At 62.2% G+C, this 19,935-nt stretch carries 23 protein-coding genes and 1 pseudogene; 13 read left to right on the top strand and 11 right to left on the bottom strand.

What is annotated here, in order from left to right:
- Positions 1-33: 33 nt before the first annotated feature.
- Positions 34-363 carry an EscU/YscU/HrcU family type III secretion system export apparatus switch protein gene (locus tag DLD99_RS08610; RefSeq protein ID WP_085710498.1) on the bottom strand — a complete coding sequence of 110 codons (330 nt, stop codon included), beginning with the start codon at positions 361-363 and terminating at the stop codon, positions 34-36.
- On the bottom strand, positions 360-1,934 hold the full coding sequence (fliK, locus tag DLD99_RS08615; RefSeq protein ID WP_114881912.1) for a flagellar hook-length control protein FliK: 1,575 nt from the start codon (positions 1,932-1,934) through the stop codon (positions 360-362). Before fliK ends, DLD99_RS08610 begins: the two co-directional genes overlap by 4 nt.
- 198 nt (positions 1,935-2,132) lie before the next feature.
- Between fliK and ccmA the strand changes: the two genes are divergently transcribed.
- The 10 genes from ccmA (at position 2,133) to DLD99_RS08665 (ending at position 9,513) form a co-directional block, all read left to right on the top strand.
- Positions 2,133-2,768 (top strand): cytochrome c biogenesis heme-transporting ATPase CcmA, encoded by a 636-nt coding sequence (gene ccmA, locus DLD99_RS08620; protein WP_114881913.1) that lies wholly within the window; start codon positions 2,133-2,135, stop codon positions 2,766-2,768.
- Positions 2,765-3,433 (top strand): heme exporter protein CcmB, encoded by a 669-nt coding sequence (ccmB, locus tag DLD99_RS08625; RefSeq protein ID WP_085710502.1) that lies wholly within the window; start codon positions 2,765-2,767, stop codon positions 3,431-3,433. The genes ccmA and ccmB overlap by 4 nt, the downstream gene beginning before the upstream one ends.
- A gap of 78 nt (positions 3,434-3,511) precedes the next feature.
- Entirely contained in the window at positions 3,512-4,267 is a 756-nt protein-coding gene (locus DLD99_RS08630; protein WP_085733725.1) for a heme ABC transporter permease, read from the top strand.
- A complete protein-coding gene (ccmD, locus tag DLD99_RS08635) occupies positions 4,264-4,440 on the top strand; it encodes a heme exporter protein CcmD (protein WP_011333085.1) in 177 nt (58 codons plus the stop codon). Before DLD99_RS08630 ends, ccmD begins: the two co-directional genes overlap by 4 nt.
- Positions 4,437-4,892 (top strand): cytochrome c maturation protein CcmE, encoded by a 456-nt coding sequence (ccmE, locus tag DLD99_RS08640; RefSeq protein WP_085699419.1) that lies wholly within the window; start codon positions 4,437-4,439, stop codon positions 4,890-4,892. The genes ccmD and ccmE overlap by 4 nt, the downstream gene beginning before the upstream one ends.
- 3 nt (positions 4,893-4,895) lie before the next feature.
- Entirely contained in the window at positions 4,896-6,884 is a 1,989-nt protein-coding gene (locus DLD99_RS08645; RefSeq protein WP_114881914.1) for a heme lyase CcmF/NrfE family subunit, read from the top strand.
- Entirely contained in the window at positions 6,881-7,417 is a 537-nt protein-coding gene (locus tag DLD99_RS08650; RefSeq protein WP_011333088.1) for a DsbE family thiol:disulfide interchange protein, read from the top strand. Before DLD99_RS08645 ends, DLD99_RS08650 begins: the two co-directional genes overlap by 4 nt.
- Positions 7,414-7,884, top strand: coding sequence for a cytochrome c-type biogenesis protein (locus DLD99_RS08655; protein WP_114881915.1), 471 nt, complete (start codon positions 7,414-7,416; stop codon positions 7,882-7,884). Before DLD99_RS08650 ends, DLD99_RS08655 begins: the two co-directional genes overlap by 4 nt.
- Complete coding sequence (gene ccmI / locus DLD99_RS08660) at positions 7,881-9,080, top strand: c-type cytochrome biogenesis protein CcmI (RefSeq protein WP_114881916.1); 1,200 nt, start codon at positions 7,881-7,883, stop codon at positions 9,078-9,080. Before DLD99_RS08655 ends, ccmI begins: the two co-directional genes overlap by 4 nt.
- 25 nt (positions 9,081-9,105) lie before the next feature.
- Positions 9,106-9,513 (top strand): hypothetical protein, encoded by a 408-nt coding sequence (locus DLD99_RS08665; protein ID WP_085710507.1) that lies wholly within the window; start codon positions 9,106-9,108, stop codon positions 9,511-9,513.
- 40 nt (positions 9,514-9,553) lie between these two features.
- Here DLD99_RS08665 and DLD99_RS08670 read toward each other — a convergent pair.
- From DLD99_RS08670 to DLD99_RS08680, 3 genes and pseudogenes are all read right to left on the bottom strand, one after another.
- Positions 9,554-9,625, bottom strand: a pseudogene (locus tag DLD99_RS08670) (PIN domain-containing protein); the annotation flags it as partial.
- A gap of 51 nt (positions 9,626-9,676) precedes the next feature.
- Positions 9,677-10,144 carry a helix-turn-helix domain-containing protein gene (locus DLD99_RS08675; RefSeq protein WP_108560308.1) on the bottom strand — a complete coding sequence of 156 codons (468 nt, stop codon included), beginning with the start codon at positions 10,142-10,144 and terminating at the stop codon, positions 9,677-9,679.
- An 84-nt stretch (positions 10,145-10,228) separates the two neighbouring features.
- Positions 10,229-11,116 carry a LysR family transcriptional regulator gene (locus DLD99_RS08680; RefSeq protein ID WP_114881917.1) on the bottom strand — a complete coding sequence of 296 codons (888 nt, stop codon included), beginning with the start codon at positions 11,114-11,116 and terminating at the stop codon, positions 10,229-10,231.
- A gap of 174 nt (positions 11,117-11,290) precedes the next feature.
- On the opposite strand from DLD99_RS08680, the gene DLD99_RS08685 reads away from it, so the two are divergent.
- Together DLD99_RS08685 and DLD99_RS08690 are read left to right on the top strand one after the other, a co-directional pair.
- A complete protein-coding gene (locus DLD99_RS08685) occupies positions 11,291-11,503 on the top strand; it encodes a type II toxin-antitoxin system HicA family toxin (RefSeq protein WP_065261097.1) in 213 nt (70 codons plus the stop codon).
- Positions 11,503-11,907 (top strand): type II toxin-antitoxin system HicB family antitoxin, encoded by a 405-nt coding sequence (locus tag DLD99_RS08690; protein WP_114881918.1) that lies wholly within the window; start codon positions 11,503-11,505, stop codon positions 11,905-11,907. Before DLD99_RS08685 ends, DLD99_RS08690 begins: the two co-directional genes overlap by 1 nt.
- Before the next feature lie 37 nt (positions 11,908-11,944).
- On the opposite strand, the gene DLD99_RS08695 is transcribed toward DLD99_RS08690, so the two are convergent.
- Complete coding sequence (locus tag DLD99_RS08695; protein WP_114881919.1) at positions 11,945-13,132, bottom strand: MFS transporter; 1,188 nt, start codon at positions 13,130-13,132, stop codon at positions 11,945-11,947.
- A 243-nt stretch (positions 13,133-13,375) separates the two neighbouring features.
- On the opposite strand from DLD99_RS08695, the gene DLD99_RS08700 reads away from it, so the two are divergent.
- The gene (locus DLD99_RS08700; RefSeq protein ID WP_114881920.1) at positions 13,376-13,996 is read left to right on the top strand and encodes a DUF5666 domain-containing protein; all 621 of its coding nucleotides are present in this window, start codon (positions 13,376-13,378) and stop codon (positions 13,994-13,996) included.
- 90 nt (positions 13,997-14,086) lie between these two features.
- Here the strand turns inward: DLD99_RS08700 and DLD99_RS08705 are convergent, their stop codons facing one another.
- The 5 genes from DLD99_RS08705 to DLD99_RS08725 all read right to left on the bottom strand — a co-directional run bounded on the left by DLD99_RS08705 (position 14,087) and on the right by DLD99_RS08725 (position 19,782).
- Positions 14,087-15,085: a sulfate ABC transporter substrate-binding protein gene (locus DLD99_RS08705; protein WP_085710515.1), complete on the bottom strand. Its 999-nt coding sequence runs from the start codon at positions 15,083-15,085 to the stop codon at positions 14,087-14,089.
- 104 nt (positions 15,086-15,189) lie between these two features.
- Positions 15,190-16,014, bottom strand: coding sequence for an ion transporter (locus DLD99_RS08710; RefSeq protein WP_114881921.1), 825 nt, complete (start codon positions 16,012-16,014; stop codon positions 15,190-15,192).
- A gap of 21 nt (positions 16,015-16,035) precedes the next feature.
- A complete protein-coding gene (locus DLD99_RS08715; protein ID WP_114881922.1) occupies positions 16,036-16,950 on the bottom strand; it encodes an urea transporter in 915 nt (304 codons plus the stop codon).
- Positions 16,951-17,095: 145 nt separating this feature from the next.
- Positions 17,096-18,511 carry a pyruvate kinase gene (gene pyk / locus DLD99_RS08720; RefSeq protein WP_114881923.1) on the bottom strand — a complete coding sequence of 472 codons (1,416 nt, stop codon included), beginning with the start codon at positions 18,509-18,511 and terminating at the stop codon, positions 17,096-17,098.
- Positions 18,508-19,782 (bottom strand): glycerate kinase type-2 family protein, encoded by a 1,275-nt coding sequence (locus DLD99_RS08725; RefSeq protein WP_114881924.1) that lies wholly within the window; start codon positions 19,780-19,782, stop codon positions 18,508-18,510. Before DLD99_RS08725 ends, pyk begins: the two co-directional genes overlap by 4 nt.
- Positions 19,783-19,935: the final 153 nt, after the last annotated feature.

The raw sequence follows: 19,935 nt of genomic DNA on the forward strand, positions 1-19,935 counted from the left end.
AATCGCAGTCGATGACTGCGATTTTTTTTGCCTTCAGTAATCGTCGCCGCGATCGGTGATGTCCTTCTCGACCATCGGCGCATCCGGGTCGTGTCCTTGCGGGAACTTGCCCTTGAGGTTCCAGGCAAACGCGATGATCTCGGCAATCGTCAGGTATAGCTCCTGCGGGATGCTGTCGCCCAGTTCCATTCGCGCCAGCAACTTCACCAGTTCGGCGTTCTCGTAGATCGGCACTTCACAGTCGCGGGCGATGCGCAGGATTTCCTCGGCCAGTTCATCGTCGCCCTTGGCGGTGAGGGTCGGGGCGTGGCTGCCGTCGTACTTGAGGGCGATGGCCTGGCGTGGAGCAGTGGAATCGTTCATGCGGTTTCGTCGACCCAGCGGTGTTCGAGACGGGTTTGGATGCCTTGCGGCGGGGTGCCGAGGTGGCAGTCGAGATCGCCGACGTTGAGCCCGCGATCCAGCAGGCGCTGGCGCAGTGCGGCCAGATTGGTTTCGATCAGGTCGGCAGTGTATGGCCGTTCGGCCCATAGCTGGCTCGACAGGCTGCCGTTGATCAGTTGCGCCTGAACCTGCATCGGCCCCAGCGGTTCCATGTCGAAGGCCAGATCGACGCGCCACAGCTGTTGTTTGGTTTCGCGCTCGCTGTCACGGCGTTCGTTCTGTTTTTCTTCTTGTGGCGCTTCTTCGCGCTGGAACTTGACCTGCAACGGCACGATGTCCTGCATGTTGCGCATCGGGATTTCCAGTTGCCAGGTGCTGAGCAGGCGCCCGTCGTCGGTCACGCCGGTCTGTTCCAGGCTCGACAGTTGATGGCTTTGCAGGCGCGAGACCGCGGCGGCGGCCAGGCGCAGCAAGTGTTCCAGATCGCCTTCGCCTTCCAGGCTTTGCAGCAACCGGTCCGGTAGCGGGAAACCGCCCGGCACCGGTTTGGCGCTGACCTGGCCGAGCATGCCAAGGGCATTGCGCACGAAGCTCGGCATCGCCTGGGCCAGGGTGTTGGCGGCGATGATCGCATTCAGATTGGTATTGCCGGGCAGGCCGGGGGTGAGTTGCGCGATCAGCTTGAGCAGATCGCCTTTCATGTCCGGGGTCAGCGTCGGGTTTTGCCCGGCGAGCAATTTGGCTTCGAGAAACGCGCCGCTGTTGAGCAGCGCCTGGGCCAGGCCTTTGGGTGTGGTCAGTTGCCCGACGTCCGGCAGGTTGGCCAGCAGCCGGTCCACGGCGGCGCGCAGATCACTGGAGGTCTGATCGTCGGCGGGTGGCAGGCTCTGGAGCATTTTCAACAAACCATCCAGCGAACCCTGGCGGCTCTGCTGGCTGACCAGTTGCTGACTGACCGCCAGTTGTTCCTGACGACTGCTCAACGGCAGGAATTTCAGGGTCTGGGAATCCTGTACCAGCGCCGACAGCAGCGTGCCGATGCGCAACGGCTGCGGGCTGTCGAGGCTCAGGGTGCTGCCGCTCAACACGGTGTTGAGCAGGCTGACCGTCGAGCGGAACACCGTCGGCTGCCCTGGCACCTGCGGCAAGGCCTGATTGGTCAGCACCTTGCCTTGCAGCAGCGTACCGACCGGCAATTGCGCGGTGTCGATGCGGGTGAGGGTGGCGACAGCCGTGGCGATGGCCTGTTGTACGGTAACCGCCAGATTGCCCGCTGACGGCTGGGTGACCGCCAGATTGGTGCCTTGCGGCAGCGGCAGGGGACTGGTCGCCTGCACGGTGGTCTGGCGGCCGCCGTCGAGGGTGACCTTGAGCAATACCTGAAAGGCCTGGTCCGCCGGTTTCAGCGACAACACCTCGGCCTTGGCGCTCTGACCGGCGGCAATCAGCCCGTCCATCGGCGTCAGCAACTTGAGCAGCTCACCCACCTGCGGACGAGCGGTCGCCGGGGTGGTGGGCGGGAGCGGGAGGATGTTCATTTCGCCTGTCATACGCGGACACAACCTGAGGAAAATGCACTCGGGAGAGCAGGGGACGCCATGTATAATGCCGCCCGTCCTTCCGTTCGTTCAAAAAAACATAGCAATTGTTTGACCCAGCTCTCTGGATTGAGCCGTCATTGCATTTATGCTGCAACTCTTTAACGGCCGCCCCAGAGCCGACTTGAACCGTATAAGGCCCGTGAACCCTTGACCAGCCCTGTCCTGCAAACCGTCGGCCTCGCCTGTGAGCGTGATCTCAGACTGCTCTTCGAGAATCTCGAATTGAGACTGGCCACTGGCGATATGGTGCAGATCAGCGGTCCCAACGGCAGCGGCAAGACCAGTCTCTTGCGCCTGCTGGCCGGCCTGATGCAGCCGACCGACGGTCAAGTACTGCTCAACGGTCAACCCCTGGCCGAGCAACGCAGCGAACTGGCGCGCAACCTGCTGTGGATCGGTCATGCCGCCGGGATCAAGGACCTGCTGACCCCGGAAGAAAACCTCGCCTGGCTCTGCGCCCTGCATCAACCTGCCGGACGCGACGCGATCTGGCAGGCACTGGCGGCGGTTGGATTGCGCGGTTTCGAGGATGTTCCCTGCCACAGCCTGTCCGCCGGTCAGCAGCGCCGCGTGGCGCTGGCGCGCTTGTATCTGGACAGCCCGCCGCTGTGGATCCTCGATGAGCCGTTCACCGCGCTGGACAAGCAAGGCGTGGCGCAGCTCGAAGAACACCTGGCCAATCACTGCGAGCAGGGCGGCTTGGTGGTGTTGACCACGCACCACACGCTGAGCCAGATGCCGGCCGGTTATCGCGACATCGATCTGGGGAAGTGGGCAGTATGAGTGTGTTCGGCCTGCTGGTTGCCCGTGAATCCCGACTGCTGTTCCGCCGCCCGGCGGAGCTGGCCAATCCGCTGATTTTCTTCGCCATCGTCATCGCATTGTTCCCGCTGGCCGTCGGACCGGAAACTCAAGTATTGCAAAACTTGTCCCCGGGGTTAGTCTGGGTGGCGGCGCTTTTGTCGGTCCTGCTCTCGCTGGACGGGCTTTTCCGCAGTGATTTCGAAGACGGATCCCTTGAACAGTGGGTCCTTTCGCCGCACCCCCTGCCACTTCTGGTGTTGGCCAAGGTGCTGGCACACTGGCTTTTTTCCGGGCTGGCACTGGTTTTGCTCTCGCCGTTACTGGCGTTGATGCTCGGGTTGCCGGCTGCGTGTCTGCCGGTATTGCTGCTTTCGTTGCTGCTGGGAACGCCGGTGCTGAGCTTGCTCGGCGCGGTGGGCGCGGCGCTGACGGTCGGTCTGAAACGCGGTGGCCTGTTGCTGGCGCTGCTGATTCTGCCGTTGTACATCCCGGTGTTGATCCTCGGCAGTGGCGCCTTGCAGGCGGCGCTGCAGGGCATGCCGGCAACGGGTTATCTGTTGTGGCTTGGCAGCCTGACCGCCCTGGCGATAACCCTGACACCTTTTGCAATAGCTGCTGGCCTGAAGATCAGCGTCGGCGAATAATGAGGTCTGGTTAAAATTTAACCAGCAAAGACCCTGAGACTGCTCACACCGATGAGCGGCACCCGTGATGGAAACAGTATGAACTGGACCTGGTTTCACAAGCTCGGCTCGCCCAAGTGGTTCTACGGCATCAGCAGCAAGTTCCTGCCGTGGCTGAGCATTGCAGCGTTGCTGCTGATCGCTGTCGGCGTCGTCTGGGGCCTGGCCTTCGCGCCGCCGGACTATCAGCAAGGCAACAGCTTTCGCATCATCTACATCCACGTTCCCGCCGCGATGCTCGCCCAGTCGATCTACGTGATGCTGGCGGTGTGCGGTGTGGTCGGGCTGGTGTGGAAGATGAAACTGGCCGACGTCGCCCTGCAATGCGCCGCGCCGATCGGTGCCTGGATGACCGCCGTGGCGCTGGTCACCGGGGCGATCTGGGGCAAGCCGACCTGGGGTTCGTGGTGGGTCTGGGACGCGCGGCTGACCTCGATGCTGATTCTGCTGTTCCTGTACTTCGGCGTGATCGCCCTGGGCAACGCCATCAGCAACCGCGACAGCGCCGCCAAGGCCTGCGCGGTGCTGGCCATCGTCGGCGTGATCAACATCCCGATCATCAAATACTCGGTGGAGTGGTGGAACACCCTGCACCAGGGCGCGACCTTCACCCTGACCGAAAAACCGGCGATGCCCGCCGAAATGTGGCTGCCGCTGTTGCTGACGGTGCTGGGTTTCTACTGTTTCTTCGGCGCCGTACTGTTGCTGCGCATGCGCCTTGAAGTGCTCAAGCGCGAAGCCCGTGCCAGTTGGGTGAAAGAAGAAGTGCAGAACAGCCTGGAGGCCGCTCGATGAGTTTCGCGTCATTCGGCGACTTCCTCGCCATGGGCCATCACGGCCTGTATGTCTGGTCGGCCTACGGCATCTGTCTGGCGGTCCTGATCCTCAACGTGGCGGCGCCGATCGCGGCCCGCAAGCGTTACCTGCAACAAGAGGCGCGTCGTCTGCGCCGGGAGAACGGCAAGTGAATCCGCTGCGCAAAAAACGCTTGATCATCATTCTGGCGATTCTGGTCGGGGTCGGCGCTGCCGTCGGCCTGGCCCTGAGCGCCCTGCAGCAGAACATCAATCTGTTTTACACCCCGACCCAGATCGCCAACGGCGAAGCGCCGCAGGACACCCGCATTCGCGCCGGCGGCATGGTCGAGAAAGGTTCGCTGCAACGTTCCCCGGACTCCCTGGACGTGAAATTCGTGGTCACTGACTTCAACAAGTCCGTGACCATCACCTATCGCGGCATCCTGCCGGACCTGTTCCGCGAAGGGCAGGGCATCGTCGCACTGGGCAAGCTCAACGCCGATGGCGTCGTGGTCGCCGATGAAGTGCTGGCCAAGCACGACGAAAAATACATGCCGCCGGAAGTGACCAAGGCCCTGAAGGACAGCGGTCAATCCGCGCCAACCCCTGCGAAGGAGGGTTGATCGATGACATCCACCATTTTCATTCCCGAGCTCGGCCATCTGGCGATGATCCTGGCGCTGTGTTTCGCGCTGGTGCAGGCCGTGGTGCCGTTGCTCGGTGCCTGGCGCGGCGACCGTCTGTGGATGGGCCTCGCCCAGCCAGCGGCCTGGGGGCAGTTCGCGTTCCTGCTGTTCGCCTTCGGCGTTCTGACCTATGCCTTCATGACCGACGATTTCTCCGTGGCCTACGTCGCGATGAACTCCAACAGCGCGCTGCCGTGGTACTACAAATTCAGCGCCGTGTGGGGCGCCCACGAAGGTTCGTTGCTGCTGTGGGCGTTGATCCTCGGTGGCTGGACCTTCGCGGTTTCGGTGTTCTCCCGGCAGTTGCCGCAAGTCATGCTTGCTCGCGTTCTGGCGGTGATGGGCATGATCAGCACCGGTTTCCTGCTGTTCCTGATCCTGACTTCGAACCCGTTCTCGCGGATCCTGCCGCAGATCCCGGCCGACGGTCGTGACCTCAACCCGTTGCTGCAGGACATCGGTCTGATCGTGCATCCGCCGATGCTCTACATGGGCTACGTCGGTTTCTCGGTGGCGTTTGCTTTCGCCATCGCCGCATTGCTCGGCGGTCGTCTTGATGCGGCGTGGGCACGCTGGTCGCGTCCGTGGACCATCGTTGCCTGGGCTTTCCTCGGCATCGGCATCACCCTGGGTTCGTGGTGGGCTTACTACGAACTCGGCTGGGGCGGCTGGTGGTTCTGGGACCCGGTGGAAAACGCCTCGTTCATGCCATGGCTGGTGGGCACGGCGCTGATCCACTCCCTGGCAGTCACGGAAAAACGTGGCGTATTCAAGAGCTGGACGGTGTTGCTGGCGATTGCCGCGTTCTCCCTGAGCCTGCTCGGGACGTTCCTGGTACGTTCCGGCGTGCTGACCTCGGTGCACGCGTTCGCCTCGGATCCTGAGCGCGGCGTGTTCATCCTGATCTTCCTGCTGTTTGTGGTCGGCGGTTCGCTGACGCTGTTTGCCTTGCGCGCGCCGGTGGTCAAGAGCCAGGTCGGTTTCAACCTGTGGTCGCGGGAAACCCTGCTGCTGGGCAACAACCTGGTGCTGGTGGTGGCGGCGTCGATGATTCTGCTCGGCACCCTGTACCCGCTGATTCTGGATGCCATCAGTGGCGCCAAGTTGTCGGTTGGCCCGCCGTACTTCAACGCGCTGTTCATTCCGTTGATGGCGCTGCTGATGGTGGTGATGGCGGTCGGTGTGATCGTGCGTTGGAAAGATACGCCGGTGAAATGGCTGGCCAACATGCTGACCCCGGTGCTGCTGGGCAGCGTCGCCCTGGCAGTCGTTGCCGGTGTCGCCTACGGCGATTTCAACTGGGCGGTGATCGCGAGCTTCCTGCTGGCGGCATGGGTGTTGCTGGCCGGTGTGCGCGACATCTTCGACAAGACGCGCCACAAAGGCCTGATCAAAGGCCTGCCGACCCTGACCCGCAGCTACTGGGGCATGCAACTGGCCCACATCGGCATCGCCGTGTGCGCGCTGGGCGTGGTGTTGTCGAGTCAGAACAGTGCCGAGCGCGACCTGCGTCTGGCGCCGGGCGAGTCGATGGAACTGGCCGGTTATCAGTTCGTGTTCGAAGGTGCCAAACACTTCGAAGGCCCGAACTTTACCTCTGACAAAGGCACCATCCGGGTGATCCGCGATGGCCGCGAAGTCAGCGTGCTGCACCCGGAAAAACGCCTGTACACCGTGCAGAGTTCGATGATGACCGAAGCCGGAATCGACGCCGGTTTCACCCGCGACCTCTACGTCGCCTTGGGCGAACCGTTGGGCGATGGCGCCTGGGCGGTGCGGGTGCACGTCAAACCGTTCGTGCGCTGGATCTGGTTCGGCGGTCTGCTGACCGGTTTCGGTGGTCTGCTGGCGGCGCTGGATCGGCGTTATCGGGTCAAGGTCAAAGCCAAAGTGCGTGAAGCGCTGGGCATGGAAGGAGCCGCTGCATGAGACGTTGGTTGATGCTGGTGCCGCTGGCGATTTTCCTGCTGGTGGCGGTATTTCTTTATCGCGGTCTGTATCTTGATCCGGCGGAACTGCCCTCGGCGATGATCGGCAAACCGTTCCCGGAGTTTTCCCTGCCGGCTGTGCAGGGCGACAAGACCCTGACCAAGGCCGACATCCTCGGAAAACCGGCGCTGGTCAACGTCTGGGGTACCTGGTGCATTTCCTGTCGGGTCGAGCATCCGGTGCTGAACAAACTCGCCGAGCGCGGCGTGGTGATCTACGGCATCAACTACAAGGACACCAACGCCGATGCGTTGAAGTGGCTGGCCGAATTCCACAATCCGTATCAACTGGATATCCGCGATGACGAAGGCTCCCTGGGCCTGAACCTCGGTGTCTACGGCGCGCCGGAAACCTTCTTCATCGACGCCAAGGGCATCATCCGCGACAAGTACGTCGGGGTGATCGACGAGCAGGTCTGGCGCGAAAAACTGGCGGCCAAGTATCAGGCGCTGGTCGATGAGGCCAAGCCATGAAGCGTTTTATTGCTGCCGTGGTACTGGGGCTGAGTCTGGCTGGTGTGGCCCACGCCGCCATCGACACCTATGAGTTCGCCAAAGAGGGCGATCGCGAGCGTTTCCGCGAGCTGACCAAGGAACTGCGCTGCCCCAAGTGCCAGAACCAGGACATCGCCGACTCCAACGCGCCGATTGCCGCCGACCTGCGCAAAGAGATTTTCCGCATGCTCGGCGAGGGCAAGGACAATCAGCAGATCATCGACTTCATGGTCGACCGCTACGGTGATTTCGTCCGCTACAAACCGGCGCTGAATGCCAAGACCGCGCTGCTGTGGTTTGGCCCCGCCGGATTGTTGCTCGGCGGTTTTGTCGTCATCGCCGTGATCGTCCGCCGCCGTCGCGGGCAACGCGCCGAGACTCCGCAATCGCTGTCCCCTGAAGAGCGTCAGCGCCTCGACCAACTGTTGGATAAAAACCAAGAATGATTGATTTCTGGCTTGCCGCAGGGCTGTTGCTTCTGGTCGCCCTGAGTTTTCTGCTGATTCCTGTTTTGCGTGAACGTCGCGCCCAGCGTGAAGAGGATCGGACTGCCCTGAACGTCGCCCTGTTTCAGGAACGTGTCGCCGAACTGCAATCGCAGCAGGCTGAAGGCGTGCTCGATGCCGCGCAAATGGACAGCGGCCGCGCCGAAGCAGCTCGTGAGTTGCTGGCCGACACCGAAGGTGTGGCGCCGACCCGGGTTTCGAAACTGGGCAAGCCGTTGCCGTTGCTGGCGGCCGTGCTGGTGCCGGTGCTGGGGCTCGGTCTGTACCTGCATTTTGGTGCCGCTGACAAAGTCGAACTGACCCGCGAGTTCGCCCAGGCACCACAGTCGATGGAAGAGATGACCCGGCGGCTGGAGCGCGCCGTGGCCGCGCAACCGGATTCCGCCGAAGGCCTGTATTTCCTCGGTCGCACCTACATGGCTCAGGATCGTCCGGCGGATGCGGCGAAAATGTTCGAGCGCGCCGCCAACCTGGCCGGTCGTCAACCGGAGTTGCTCGGCCAGTGGGCGCAGGCGCAGTACTTCGCCGATGGCAAGAAGTGGTCGGACAAGATCCAGGCGTTGACTGACGAGGCGCTGAAGGCTGATCCGAAAGAAGTCACCAGCCTCGGCCTGCTCGGTATCGCCGCGTTCGAAGGTGAGCGCTATCAGCAAGCCATCGACTACTGGAATCGCCTGCTGGAGCAACTGCCGGCGAATGACAAATCCCGCGAAGCCCTGCAGGGCGGTATCGCGCGAGCGACCGAGAAACTTGAAGCCAGCGGCGGCAAGGTGGCTCAGGCGCCGGTGGCGAAAACCGCGCTGCTCAAGGTCAGCGTCGATCTGGCCAGCGAGCTCAAGGGCAAGGTGCAACCGGGCGACAGCGTGTTCATCTTCGCCCGCGCCGTTTCCGGCCCTCCAGCGCCGCTGGCCGCCAAGCGTCTGACCGTTGCCGACCTGCCGGTAACCGTCGAGCTGGGCGATGCCGATGCAATGATGCCGCAGTTGAAACTGTCGAACTTTCCTGAAGTCCAACTGGTTGCGCGCGTCTCCCGTGCCGGTCAGCCGACCGCCGGTGAGTGGGTAGGCCGCAGCGGGCCTCTGGCCAGCAGCACCACCGCGCCACAAAAACTGACCATCGACAGCCCGGACAAATAGCCGGAACCCACAGGAACGCACCGCCATGAACGCCATCGCCCGAATCACAGTCCTCACACTGGCCCTGGGCTTGAGCGCATGTGCGGTGCAACGGCCGGAGCCGACGACACGGCTGCCGCCGATCCCGCCGTCACAGCCGAGCCCGACCCCGTCGACCAGTCCGACGCCGGGCAAACCGGGCATCCCGGCCAAACCCTCGAAACCCGCCCCGCGCACTTCGGCGAGCTTCGCCCCGCCACCGGGCGGCAACAGTCACTGGGATCAGAAACTGGGCGTATACGTACTGGATGACCAGCCCAACACCTTCTACCGCCAGCGCACCTACTACCGCTGGAACAACGGCTGGAGCCGCTCGATCAGCCCGAACGGACCGTGGGAGGACACCAACATCCACGGTGTGCCGGCGGGGTTGGGCAAACAGTTCGGGGAGTAATGAAAAACGGCGATCTTGGGATCGCCGTTTTGCTATCCAGGGTCCATCTCGCCCGAAATCGTCCTGAGAGCGCAAGCCACATCAGAAAATCTCTCAAGGGGGCGGGGTACAAGACGCACGCATCGGCTTTTCATTGGCGAGGCAGCAGTGAAAGAGGAACGCCTCACTCGTATCCTGTCCTTAACGCCTGAGCTTGCTCTGCGAGAAGCGCCATTGCCTGCTCGCTGGCGGTGGTGCGCCGGTTCTTATAGTCCATCAGATCGGCAAAGCGCACACGTCGGTGCTTGCCTGTTTTGTGGTAGGACAACTCGCCGCTTTCCAGCAGTTTTATGAGGTGTGGGCGTGAGACGTTGAGCAGGTCGGCGGCTTCCTGAGTCGTCAATTCAGCATGCACCGGCACGACCTGGACCGCGTTGCCGGCTGCCAGCTCCGCCAGAATGTCGATCAGCAGGCGCAGGGCCGAGGTAGGCAGTTCGACGCGATGAGCTTCATTCTGCTCGTCGAAAATCTGGATGTGTTGGGTCTCGAAATGGGTCGCAAGGTAAGCAGCCAGGGCACGCTGCCCTTCAATGGCGGCTTTGACTTCACGTTCTACGGGGAGGCTGATGGAGGGATGAATAACGGTCGACATGGCGAGTCCGGCTTTGGGAATGAGTAATGCCGGGAACGTTATTCGAAATAAGCGAAAATCGCAATAAACGAAACGAGTACTGCTTTACGGCTTTTTCATCAACATTCCCTGCACATACTCAACAAACACCCGCGCCTTGGCGCTGGCCATCCTGCCCGTCGGAAACACCGCCCACAGCTCCTGCTTCGGCAAAACCCAATCGCTCATGACAGCCTTCACTGCGCCACTGGCCAGTTCTGGTGCAACCATCCACTCCGAGCCCATCCCCAGCCCCTGATGGGCCAGCACCGCCTCGCGCAAACCTTCGGCAGCGCTGACGCGCAGACGGCCGTTGACGGTCACCGACTGTTCTTCATCGGCCTTGGTGAAATGCCAGGTGGCGCCTCCGCCACGGTTGTAGATGACGGCGCGGTGTCGGCTCAGATCGGCAGGGCAGGCAGGTTCACCGTGACTGGCGAAGTAGGCTGGAGTGCCAACGATGACGCGCCGGCATTCGGCGATCTTGCGCACGGTCAGGCCGGAGTCGCTGAGCGGCCCCAGGCGCAGGGCGACGTCGATGCCTTCTTCCACGAGGTTGATGTTCTGGTCGTCGAGCAACAGGTCGACATTGAGTTGCGGGTGTTGATCGAGGAACGGCCCCAGGTGCGGCACCACATGCATCCGGCCGAAGGTCACGGCCGTGCTGACCCGCAGATTTCCGCTCAGGCCGCCGGCCACGCCTCGGGCAGCGTTGTCGGCCTCGTCGGCTTCTTCGAGTGCACGCCTGGCCCGCTCGAAAAATGCCAGGCCGGCCTCGGTCGGCGTCAGGCCTCGGGTCGAACGCAACAGCAGGCGTACGCCGAGGCGGGTTTCGAGTTGGGCGATGGTTTTCGACACGGCGGGCTGGCCGATATCCAGTCGCCGGGCAGCGGCAGAAAACGAGCCGGTTTCCACGACGTAGACGAAGGTTTCCATGGCGGCGAGGCGGTCCATCGGTGGTCCTTGAGAATAGAGAGGAGCAAGCATGGCAGCCGAGTTTAATCGGGTCCGAGGACAGTGCATCAATCACATGCTGCAAAACAACCGAACGTCGTCCTGCGGATTTCTGTGCTTGAGTAAAGATAACTCTAGAGTTACTTTTGTTGAGCCGAAGCAAGGAGGCGGTTGGTGCAGAGCAGGTTATTGATCAAGGAGCTGGAGGAAGCAGGCTGGACGCTGGATCGGATTACCGGCAGTCATCACATCTTCACGCACCGTTACAACCCTTACACGATTCCCGTTCCTCACCCGAAGAAGGATTTGCCGGTCGGGACGGTCAAGAGCATCAGGAGGCGCGCCGGGTTATACAACCCGCCAGCCAGTGACACAGGAGATTCGTAATGCAATACCCAATCTGCATCGAGTGGGGCGACGAGAACACCGCCATCGGTATTCAGATCCCCGATATTCCCGGCGCGGTAACGGCCGGTGATACGTTTGAGGATGCCTACAACGCAGCCGTAGAGATTGCCCACATCATGCTGCAGGAGATCGCGGCGGATGGTGACCCGATTCCGATGCCGACCTCGGCGGCCACTCATCGCAACAACCCGGAATTTGCCGACATGGGCTGGGGCATGCTGGAGCTGGATATTTCGCCGTACATGGGCAAGACCGAAAAGGTCAACGTGACGTTGCCCGGTTATGTCATCCAGCGTATCGACCGCTATGTGCGCGAGCACAACGTCAAAAGTCGTTCATCCTTTCTGGCGGATGCCGCCATGGAAAAACTGGTCCGGCATTGAGCGTCGGGCGCTGCCGCTGGGCAGCGCCTCGCACCTCTCAAGCAGTTGCCATCACTGTTTTCTGGGACACACTCAAAAACCGCACCAGCGCCAGCAGCGGAAACGCACTGCCAACAATCACGATCCACAGCCAGCCGCCATGTTCGTACACCGCACTGGCCACCGACGAGCCGAAGGCGCCGCCGATGAAGATGCTGGTCATGTACAGCGCGTTGAGGCGGCCGCGGCTTTTGGCGTCGAGGGAGTAGACCGCACGCTGGCCGAGCACCATGTTCATCTGTACGCAGAAGTCGAGCACCACACCGGTCACGGCCAGGCCGATCACGCTGTAGGCCGGGTGGATGAAGGCCGGCAGGAAGCTCAGGCTGGCGAACAGCATGGCCAGCAGCGAGGCGACGCGGGTGTGGCCGGCGTCGGCCAGGCGTCCGCTGATCGGGGCGGCGATGGCACCGATGGCGCCGACCAGGGCGAAGATCGCGATTTCACTCTGGGACAGGCCATGGTTGCGCGCCAGTTCCAGCGGCACGGCGGTCCAGAACAGGCTGAAGGTGGCGAACATGCAGGCCTGGTAGAACGCCCGCTGACGCAGCACCGGTTGCTGGCGCAGCAGCGTCCACAGCGAACCGATCAACTGGCCATAGGAGGCGCTGTGATCCGGCTGGCGCTTGGGCACGGTCAGGGCCAGCACGATGCTGATCGCCGCCATCAACGCCGCCGCGATCATGAACATCGCCCGCCAGCCGAGATGGTCAGCGACCACACTCGACACCGGACGCGCCAGCAGAATCCCCAGCAGCAGGCCGCCCATGATCCCGCCGACCACACGGCCACGGGATTCCTCCGGCGCCAGATGCGCCGCCAGCGGAATCAGGATCTGCACCGACACCGAGCTGAAACCCACCAGCAACGAAATCAATAGGAACACATTCGGTTGATCGGTAAACGCCGCCCCCAGCAGACTGGCAATCGCCACCACGGTGGTGATGATCATCAAACGGCGGTTTTCCAGCAGATCCGCCAGCGGCACCAGGAAGAACAGCCCCAGCGCGTAACCGATCTGGGTCAGCGACACGATGAAACTGGCCATGGTGTCGGTCAGGCCGATGTCCGGCGCAATCAGACCGATGATCGGCTGGGCATAGTAGATGTTGGCAACGATGGCGCCGCAGCAGAAAGCGAACAGCAGCACCATGCCTCGGGTCATTGCGTGAGTTGTGGCGGTCATAGGGTTTCTCGATCCAGCGAAAAAGAATGCGGTGAGGCTAAGGGACGAAACGGGCGGGCGGTAGAAGCCCTGGATCGATATCAGTTATTCCGTTGCGGAATAGATCGCGTCGAACAATCCGTCGTCCATCGGCGAACCTTGCGTCCGACCGAAGAGGGACGATGATACATTCACTTACATCTTGTTCGATAGCGTGCTTATGTTGCGTCTGGATTTCCATGTGCATTCAACGGGAGGATTGCGATGTTTCGTCAGTTGCTTCGCCACACCACGACTCTTTTGATGATCGGCGTACTCAGTGCCGGCAGCGTCTACGCCGGCGAAGCCCCGGGCATGCGCATGGGCATACGCGGCGAAATCACCGGGGTCAGCCCCGACTCCCTCAAAGTACATGTCAACACGGGCGAAAACGTAGTGGTCCAGTTGACCCCGGACACCAAGGTCCGCGCCGTCACCCTGGCCAACATCGAAGACATCAAGCCCGGCAGCTACATCGGTTCGGCAGCCATTCCCCAGGAGGATGGCACGCTCAAGGCGCTGGAGGTTCACGTGTTCCCGCCGGAGCTGGCCGGCAGCGGCGATGGTCACCGGCCGTTCGACCTCGCCAAGGGCAGCAGCATGACCAATGGCAGCGTCGGCGATCTGGTGGTGAGCAACGGCCGGGTGCTGACCGTCAACTACAAGGGTGGCCAGCAGAAGATCCTGGTGCCGGAGGACGTGCCGATCGTCAACTTGACGCCGGGCGATCGCAGCCTGCTCAAGGTCGGGGTGAAGATCGTTACCTTCGTGACCCAGAGCGCGGACGGCACGTTGACCGCGCAATCGATATCGGCCGGCAAGGATGGCGTGAAACCACCGATGTAATAGTCCTCACCCTCTCCCTAAGGGAGAGGGGATTTTGCCCACAAAAAAAGGCGACCTCTTCAGGTCGCCTTTTTCATGTCAGCTCACGCCTTACTGGCCGTTGTAGATCTGGTCGAAGATCCCGCCGTCGTTGAAGTGGGTCTTCTGCACGGTGCGCCAGTCGCCGAAGGTTTTCTCGACCGACAGGAAGTCGACTTTCGGGAAGCGGTCGGTGTACTTGGCCAGGACCGCCGGGTCACGCGGACGCAGGTAGTTGGCCGCAGCGATTTCCTGGCCTTCCGGCGACCACAGGTACTTCAGGTATTCCTCGGCGGCGGCGCGGGAGCCTTTCTTCTCGACGACTTTATCGACCACCGATACAGGCGGCTCGGCTTCGGCGGAGACGCTTGGGTAGATGACTTCGAACTGGTCGCGGCCGAATTCGCGGGCGATCATTTCGGCTTCGTTCTCGAAGGTCACCAGCACGTCGCCGATCTGGTTGGTCATGAACGTGGTGGTGGCGGCACGGCCACCGGTGTCCAGCACCGGCGCTTGCTTGAACAGTTTGCCGACAAAGTCTTTCGCCTTGTTCTCGTCACCGCCGTTTTTCAGCACGTAGCCCCAGGCCGACAGGTAGGTGTAGCGGCCGTTGCCCGAGGTTTTCGGGTTCGGCACGATCACCTGCACGCCGTCCTTGAGTAGGTCCGGCCAGTCTTTCAGGGCTTTCGGGTTGCCCTTGCGCACGATGAACACGGTCGCGGAGGTGAACGGCGCACTGTTGTTCGGCAGACGGGTGACCCAGTTCTCCGGGACCAGTTTGCCGTTATCGGCCAGAGCGTTGATGTCAGTCGCCATGTTCATGGTGATGACGTCAGCCGGCAGGCCGTCGATCACGGAGCGGGCTTGCTTGCTCGAGCCGCCGAAAGACATCTGCACCGTGATGTTTTCGTTGTGTTCGGCCTGCCAGTGTTTCTGGAACGCAGTGTTGTAGTCCTTGTAGAAATCGCGCATCACGTCGTAGGAAACGTTAAGCAGGGTCGGTGCGGCCTGAGCCACGCTGCCGAAGGCAAGACCAGCGGCGAGAAGTGAGGCGCCAAAGAGTTTTTTCACTGCGCATTCCTTGTTCTGTGGGGGTGTTTTTACAAAGGTGAGGCCATTTGCCAGCGACTATAGCGGGGCGCGCATAGTCGCTTAAAGATTAAAAAGAACTTTGCTTATTCCATTTTCTTGAACAGCGCATTGCCACAACGGGAGCAGAACGACGCTTCGTGTTCATGGTTGTCTTTCTTGCACACCGGGCAATCGTGCTGCAGCTGACCGCCGCGCATCGCCGTGGCCAGTTCAGCGGTGAAAATCCCGGTGGGTACGGCGATGATCGAATAACCGGTGATCATCACCAGCGACGAAATCACCTGGCCCAGCACGGTCCTCGGCACGATGTCGCCATAACCCACGGTGGTCAGGGTCACGATAGCCCAATAGATGCCTTTGGGAATGCTGGTGAAGCCATGTTCCGGGCCTTCGACCACGTACATCAAGGTGCCGAACACCGTGACCAGGGTGCAGACGCTGAGCAGGAACACGAGGATTTTCTGCTTGCTGCCGCGCAGGGCGTCGAGCAGGTAATGCGCCTGTTTCAGGTACGGGCCGAGCTTGAGCACACGGAAGATCCGCAGCATCCGGATCACCCGGATGATCAGCAGGTACTGGGCATCGCTGTAATACAGCGCGAGGATGCCGGGCACGATCGCCAGCAAGTCCACCAGCCCGTAGAAACTGAAGGCGTAGCGCAGCGGCTTGGGCGAGCAATACAGGCGCAGCAGGTATTCGCCGAGAAAGATGACGGTGAAGCCCCACTCGATGTACGCCAGCACATCGGCGTAGTTCTGGTGGATGTCATCGATGCTGTCGAGGATCACCGTCACCAGACTGGCGAGGATGATCAGCAGCAGGGTCTTGTCGAAACGACGTCCCGCTACTGTGTCAGTCTGAAAGATGATCACGTACAGGCGATCACGCCACGTGTTGTTGCCGTTCATGCGAATCGCCCTGGCCATAAATCAGCGCAGCCTAGGTTGATTCTCCCCGTCAGCGCAAGGCGCCGCGTTCAACTCGGGTTGGCGCATCAGGCGAATGCCGGTGCGCAGCAGCCAGCAGGCAAGAATGAACGGTGCGGTGAGCGTCGCCAGGCCAAGGGCACCGAACAGCGGGGTCACCAGCAGCGCCAGGCCAATGCCGAACAGCGGCAACCACGGTTGCTGGCGCTGGGTGCTGAAGGCGAGGGCGGCGAGCACCGCGTTGTAACCACCCAGACCGAGCAGCGCGACCTGACTGTCGTGGTGCAACAGGCTTGAGCCCAGACCAATCGCCGAGGCCGCCATTGCCCAGGCAAATGCCCGGCGATCGGCGATCAGCAGACCGGCGGCGATCAATGCACCGGCCAGCGGATGGTCGAGGAACATCACCTGGCCCAGCCCCTTCAGGGCGGCACCAAGCAGGTTCAGCGTGTTCAGTTCAAGCGCCGGAGCCGGCGTCGCAGGCTCGGCGAAGCACAGGAACACCCAGCTCAGCAACACGAAGGGCGCGGTGTAGGCCGGCAGGTATTCGCTGAGGCGTGTGCGTTTGAGCCACTGCTGCGTGATCATCGCGCTTAGGCCACCGGCGGCCAGAATCAGCGGCGGCAGCATCGGCGACCAGGGGAAATACAGGCTCAGCAACAGGCCGACTAGCACGCCGTTGTAGCTGAACAGTCCGGCCTGGCGATCAGCCTTGGCGTAGTTGCGCCGTTGCGCGGTAAGCAGCCCGGCGACCGCGCCGAGCAGCGCGCCGGCGAACAGCACCGGCGCGGTGAATAAAATGGCCAAAAGGCACAGCAGGCCACACAACGGGTGGCGCTGGAGGAAGATCTGACTGAAACCATTGAGCAAGGCTTCGGCCCAGTCGGGGCAGTGGGTGTTGAAATGGTTGGCAGGCATGGCAGTTCTGAATGTCAGTGAAACCGAGTCGCCTGCTTCGCCAGCAGGCTGGCTCCCACATTGAATCTTTGTTCAGTCATTGAGTTTGTGGTGCACACAAATCAACTGTGGGAGCGAGCCTGCTCGCGAAGAGGCCGGTGAGGCGTTAAATCAATGTTTCGATCCGCAGCGAATTAGTCGACCCCGGCTGCCCAAACGGCACACCCGCGGTGATCAGCAACGTATCGCCACGCTCGGCCATTCCTTGAGCCTGAGCGATTTCCAGCGCGGTCGAGCACACTTCATCCACCTGGCGCAGCCGATCATTGACCACCGAGTGAATGCCCCACGCCACGCTCAAGCGGCGGGCGGTCTGCAGGTTCGGCGTCAGGTTGAGGATCGGCGCTTTCGGCCGCTCCCGCGCCGCACGCAGACTCGATGCGCCGGACTCGCTGTAGTTGACCAGCACCGCCACCGGCAGCACGTTGCTGATCCGGCGAATCGCACAGCTGATGGCATCGGACACGGTCGCTTCGGCTTTTGGCCGACTCACGTCGAGTTGGGTCTGGTAATCCGGACCGTTCTCCACCTGGCGGATGATCTTGCTCATCATCTGCACGGCTTCCAGCGGGTATTCGCCGGACGCGGTTTCCGCCGACAGCATCACCGCATCGGCACCTTCGGCCACGGCGTTGGCCACGTCGGTGACTTCGGCGCGGGTCGGGGCCGGGGAGAAGCGCATCGACTCGAGCATCTGCGTTGCCACCACCACCGGTTTGCCGAGCTGGCGGCAGGTGGTGATGATGTTTTTCTGGATCTGCGGCACGCTTTCGGCCGGCACTTCCACGCCAAGGTCGCCGCGGGCAACCATGATCGCGTCGCTCAGCTCGGCGATCTCGCGCAGTTGCTCGACGGCCGACGGCTTCTCGATTTTCGCCATCAGGAACGCCTTGTCGCCGATCAGCTCGCGGGCCTCGATGATGTCTTGCGGACGCTGCACGAACGACAGCGCCACCCAGTCCACACCCAGCTCCAGGCCGAAGCTCAGGTCGCGGCGATCCTTGGTGGTCAGCGGGCTCAGATCGAGTACGGCTTGCGGCACGTTCACGCCTTTGCGATCCGACAGTTCGCCGCCATTGAGCACGGTGGTGTCGATCGCATCGCTGTATTTGGTGACGACCCGCAGACGCAGTTTGCCGTCGTCAAGCAGCAGATCCATCCCGGCTTCCAGCGCCGCGATGATCTCCGGATGCGGCAGGTTCACCCGGCGTTCGTCGCCCGGTGTTGTGTCCAGATCGAGGCGAAACGCTTGGCCGCGATGCAGTTGAACCTTGCCGTCAGCGAACTTGCCGACCCGCAGTTTCGGCCCTTGCAGGTCCATCAGGATGCCGAGCGGGTAGTTGAGCTGGCGCTCGACTTCGCGGATCCACTGATAGCGCTTGGCGTGGTCGGCGTGATCGCCGTGGCTGAAGTTGAGGCGGAAGATGTTGACCCCGGCCTCGACCAGCTCGCGGATGTCTTCGATGCCGTCGACGGCAGGCCCGAGGGTGGCGAGGATTTTGACCTTTTTGTCAGGCGTCATGATTTAGAGCTCTCGAGGATCAGGATGGCGCGGAAGTCGTTGACGTTGGTGCGGGTCGGCTCGGTGACGATCAGCGCATCGAGCGCCGCGAAGTAGCCGTAACCGTTGTTGTTATCCAGCTCGTCGCTGGCGCTCAGGCCCAGGGCGGCGGCGCGGGCGTAGCTGTCCGGGGTCATGATCGCGCCGGCGTTGTCTTCCGAGCCGTCGATGCCGTCGGTGTCACCGGCCAGCGCATACACGCCGGGCTGGCCCTTGAGGCTGTCGGTGAGGCTGAGGAGGAATTCGGCGTTGCGTCCGCCACGGCCATTGCCGCGCACGGTCACGGTGGTTTCGCCGCCGGAGAGAATCACGCACGGTGCCGCCAGTGGCTGGCCGTGATGGATGATCTGGCGCGCAATGCCGGCGTGGACTTTCGCCACTTCGCGGGATTCGCCTTCCAGGTCGCCGAGGATCAGCGTGCTGAAACCGGCTTGACGGCATTTCACCGCCGCCGCATCCAGCGATTGCTGAGGACGGGCGATCAACTGGAAATGACTGCGGGCCAGACTCGGGTCACCGGGTTTGACGGTTTCCGATTCCGGGCTTTGCAGCCAGGTGCGGACGGAGGCCGGGATCTCGATGCCGTAGCGCTTGATGATCGCCAGTGCTTCGGCGCTGGTGCTCGGGTCGGCCACGGTCGGGCCGGAGGCGATGACCGTGGCGAGGTCGCCCGGTACATCAGAAATCGCGTAGGTATAAACAGTCGCCGGCCAGCAGGCCTTGCCCAGGCGTCCGCCCTTGATCGCCGAGAGGTGCTTGCGCACGCAGTTCATCTCGCCGATGGTCGCGCCGGATTTGAGCAGGGCTTTGTTGATCGATTGTTTGTCGGCCAGGGTGATGCCTTCGGCCGGCAGCGCCAGCAGGGCAGAACCGCCGCCGGACAGCAGGAAGATCACGCGGTCGTCTTCGGTCAGATTGCTGACCAGTTCCAGCACGCGTTTGGCCACGGCCAGACCAGCAGCGTCCGGCACCGGATGCGCGGCTTCGACCACTTCGATTTTTTCGCACGGGGCGCCGTGACCGTAGCGGGTCACCACAAGGCCCGAGACTTCACCTTCCCAGCAGCGCTCGACCACTTGCGCCATGGCAGCGGCAGCCTTGCCGGCACCGATGACGATCACGCGACCTGTGCGATCGGCAGGCAAATGGGCTTCGAGGACCTGGTTCGGATGGGCCGCGTCGATGGCTGTGGCAAACAGCTCGCGCAGCAGTTGTTGCGGATCGACCGACATGGCGGGCTCCCGGAATTCTTGTTATTCGAAAGGGCAACTCGGAACCCTGTGGGAGCTAGCCTGCTAGCGATTCAGGCGCTGAGGTCTGGCAGACACTCCGCGTCGATTCCATCGCCAGCAGGCTGGCTCCCACAGGTTTGATGCAGGTTGGGG

It is taken from the genome of Pseudomonas kribbensis, assembly GCF_003352185.1.
In the GTDB taxonomy this organism is placed as follows: Bacteria; Pseudomonadota; Gammaproteobacteria; order Pseudomonadales; family Pseudomonadaceae; genus Aquipseudomonas; species Aquipseudomonas kribbensis.

What these genes read in the sequence shown, in the direction of transcription:
- DLD99_RS08610 (WP_085710498.1), bottom strand. Translation starts at nt 363, where the DNA reads ATGAACGATTCCACTGCTCCACGCCAGGCCATCGCCCTCAAGTACGAC.
- fliK (WP_114881912.1), bottom strand. Translation starts at nt 1,934, where the DNA reads ATGACAGGCGAAATGAACATCCTCCCGCTCCCGCCCACCACCCCGGCG.
- ccmB (WP_085710502.1), top strand. Translation starts at nt 2,765, where the DNA reads ATGAGTGTGTTCGGCCTGCTGGTTGCCCGTGAATCCCGACTGCTGTTC.
- DLD99_RS08630 (WP_085733725.1), top strand. Translation starts at nt 3,512, where the DNA reads ATGAACTGGACCTGGTTTCACAAGCTCGGCTCGCCCAAGTGGTTCTAC.
- ccmD (WP_011333085.1), top strand. Translation starts at nt 4,264, where the DNA reads ATGAGTTTCGCGTCATTCGGCGACTTCCTCGCCATGGGCCATCACGGC.
- DLD99_RS08645 (WP_114881914.1), top strand. Translation starts at nt 4,896, where the DNA reads ATGACATCCACCATTTTCATTCCCGAGCTCGGCCATCTGGCGATGATC.
- DLD99_RS08650 (WP_011333088.1), top strand. Translation starts at nt 6,881, where the DNA reads ATGAGACGTTGGTTGATGCTGGTGCCGCTGGCGATTTTCCTGCTGGTG.
- DLD99_RS08655 (WP_114881915.1), top strand. Translation starts at nt 7,414, where the DNA reads ATGAAGCGTTTTATTGCTGCCGTGGTACTGGGGCTGAGTCTGGCTGGT.
- ccmI (WP_114881916.1), top strand. Translation starts at nt 7,881, where the DNA reads ATGATTGATTTCTGGCTTGCCGCAGGGCTGTTGCTTCTGGTCGCCCTG.
- DLD99_RS08665 (WP_085710507.1), top strand. Translation starts at nt 9,106, where the DNA reads ATGAACGCCATCGCCCGAATCACAGTCCTCACACTGGCCCTGGGCTTG.
- DLD99_RS08675 (WP_108560308.1), bottom strand. Translation starts at nt 10,144, where the DNA reads ATGTCGACCGTTATTCATCCCTCCATCAGCCTCCCCGTAGAACGTGAA.
- DLD99_RS08680 (WP_114881917.1), bottom strand. Translation starts at nt 11,116, where the DNA reads ATGGACCGCCTCGCCGCCATGGAAACCTTCGTCTACGTCGTGGAAACC.
- DLD99_RS08690 (WP_114881918.1), top strand. Translation starts at nt 11,503, where the DNA reads ATGCAATACCCAATCTGCATCGAGTGGGGCGACGAGAACACCGCCATC.
- DLD99_RS08695 (WP_114881919.1), bottom strand. Translation starts at nt 13,132, where the DNA reads ATGACCGCCACAACTCACGCAATGACCCGAGGCATGGTGCTGCTGTTC.
- DLD99_RS08700 (WP_114881920.1), top strand. Translation starts at nt 13,376, where the DNA reads ATGTTTCGTCAGTTGCTTCGCCACACCACGACTCTTTTGATGATCGGC.
- DLD99_RS08710 (WP_114881921.1), bottom strand. Translation starts at nt 16,014, where the DNA reads ATGAACGGCAACAACACGTGGCGTGATCGCCTGTACGTGATCATCTTT.
- DLD99_RS08715 (WP_114881922.1), bottom strand. Translation starts at nt 16,950, where the DNA reads ATGCCTGCCAACCATTTCAACACCCACTGCCCCGACTGGGCCGAAGCC.
- pyk (WP_114881923.1), bottom strand. Translation starts at nt 18,511, where the DNA reads ATGACGCCTGACAAAAAGGTCAAAATCCTCGCCACCCTCGGGCCTGCC.
- DLD99_RS08725 (WP_114881924.1), bottom strand. Translation starts at nt 19,782, where the DNA reads ATGTCGGTCGATCCGCAACAACTGCTGCGCGAGCTGTTTGCCACAGCC.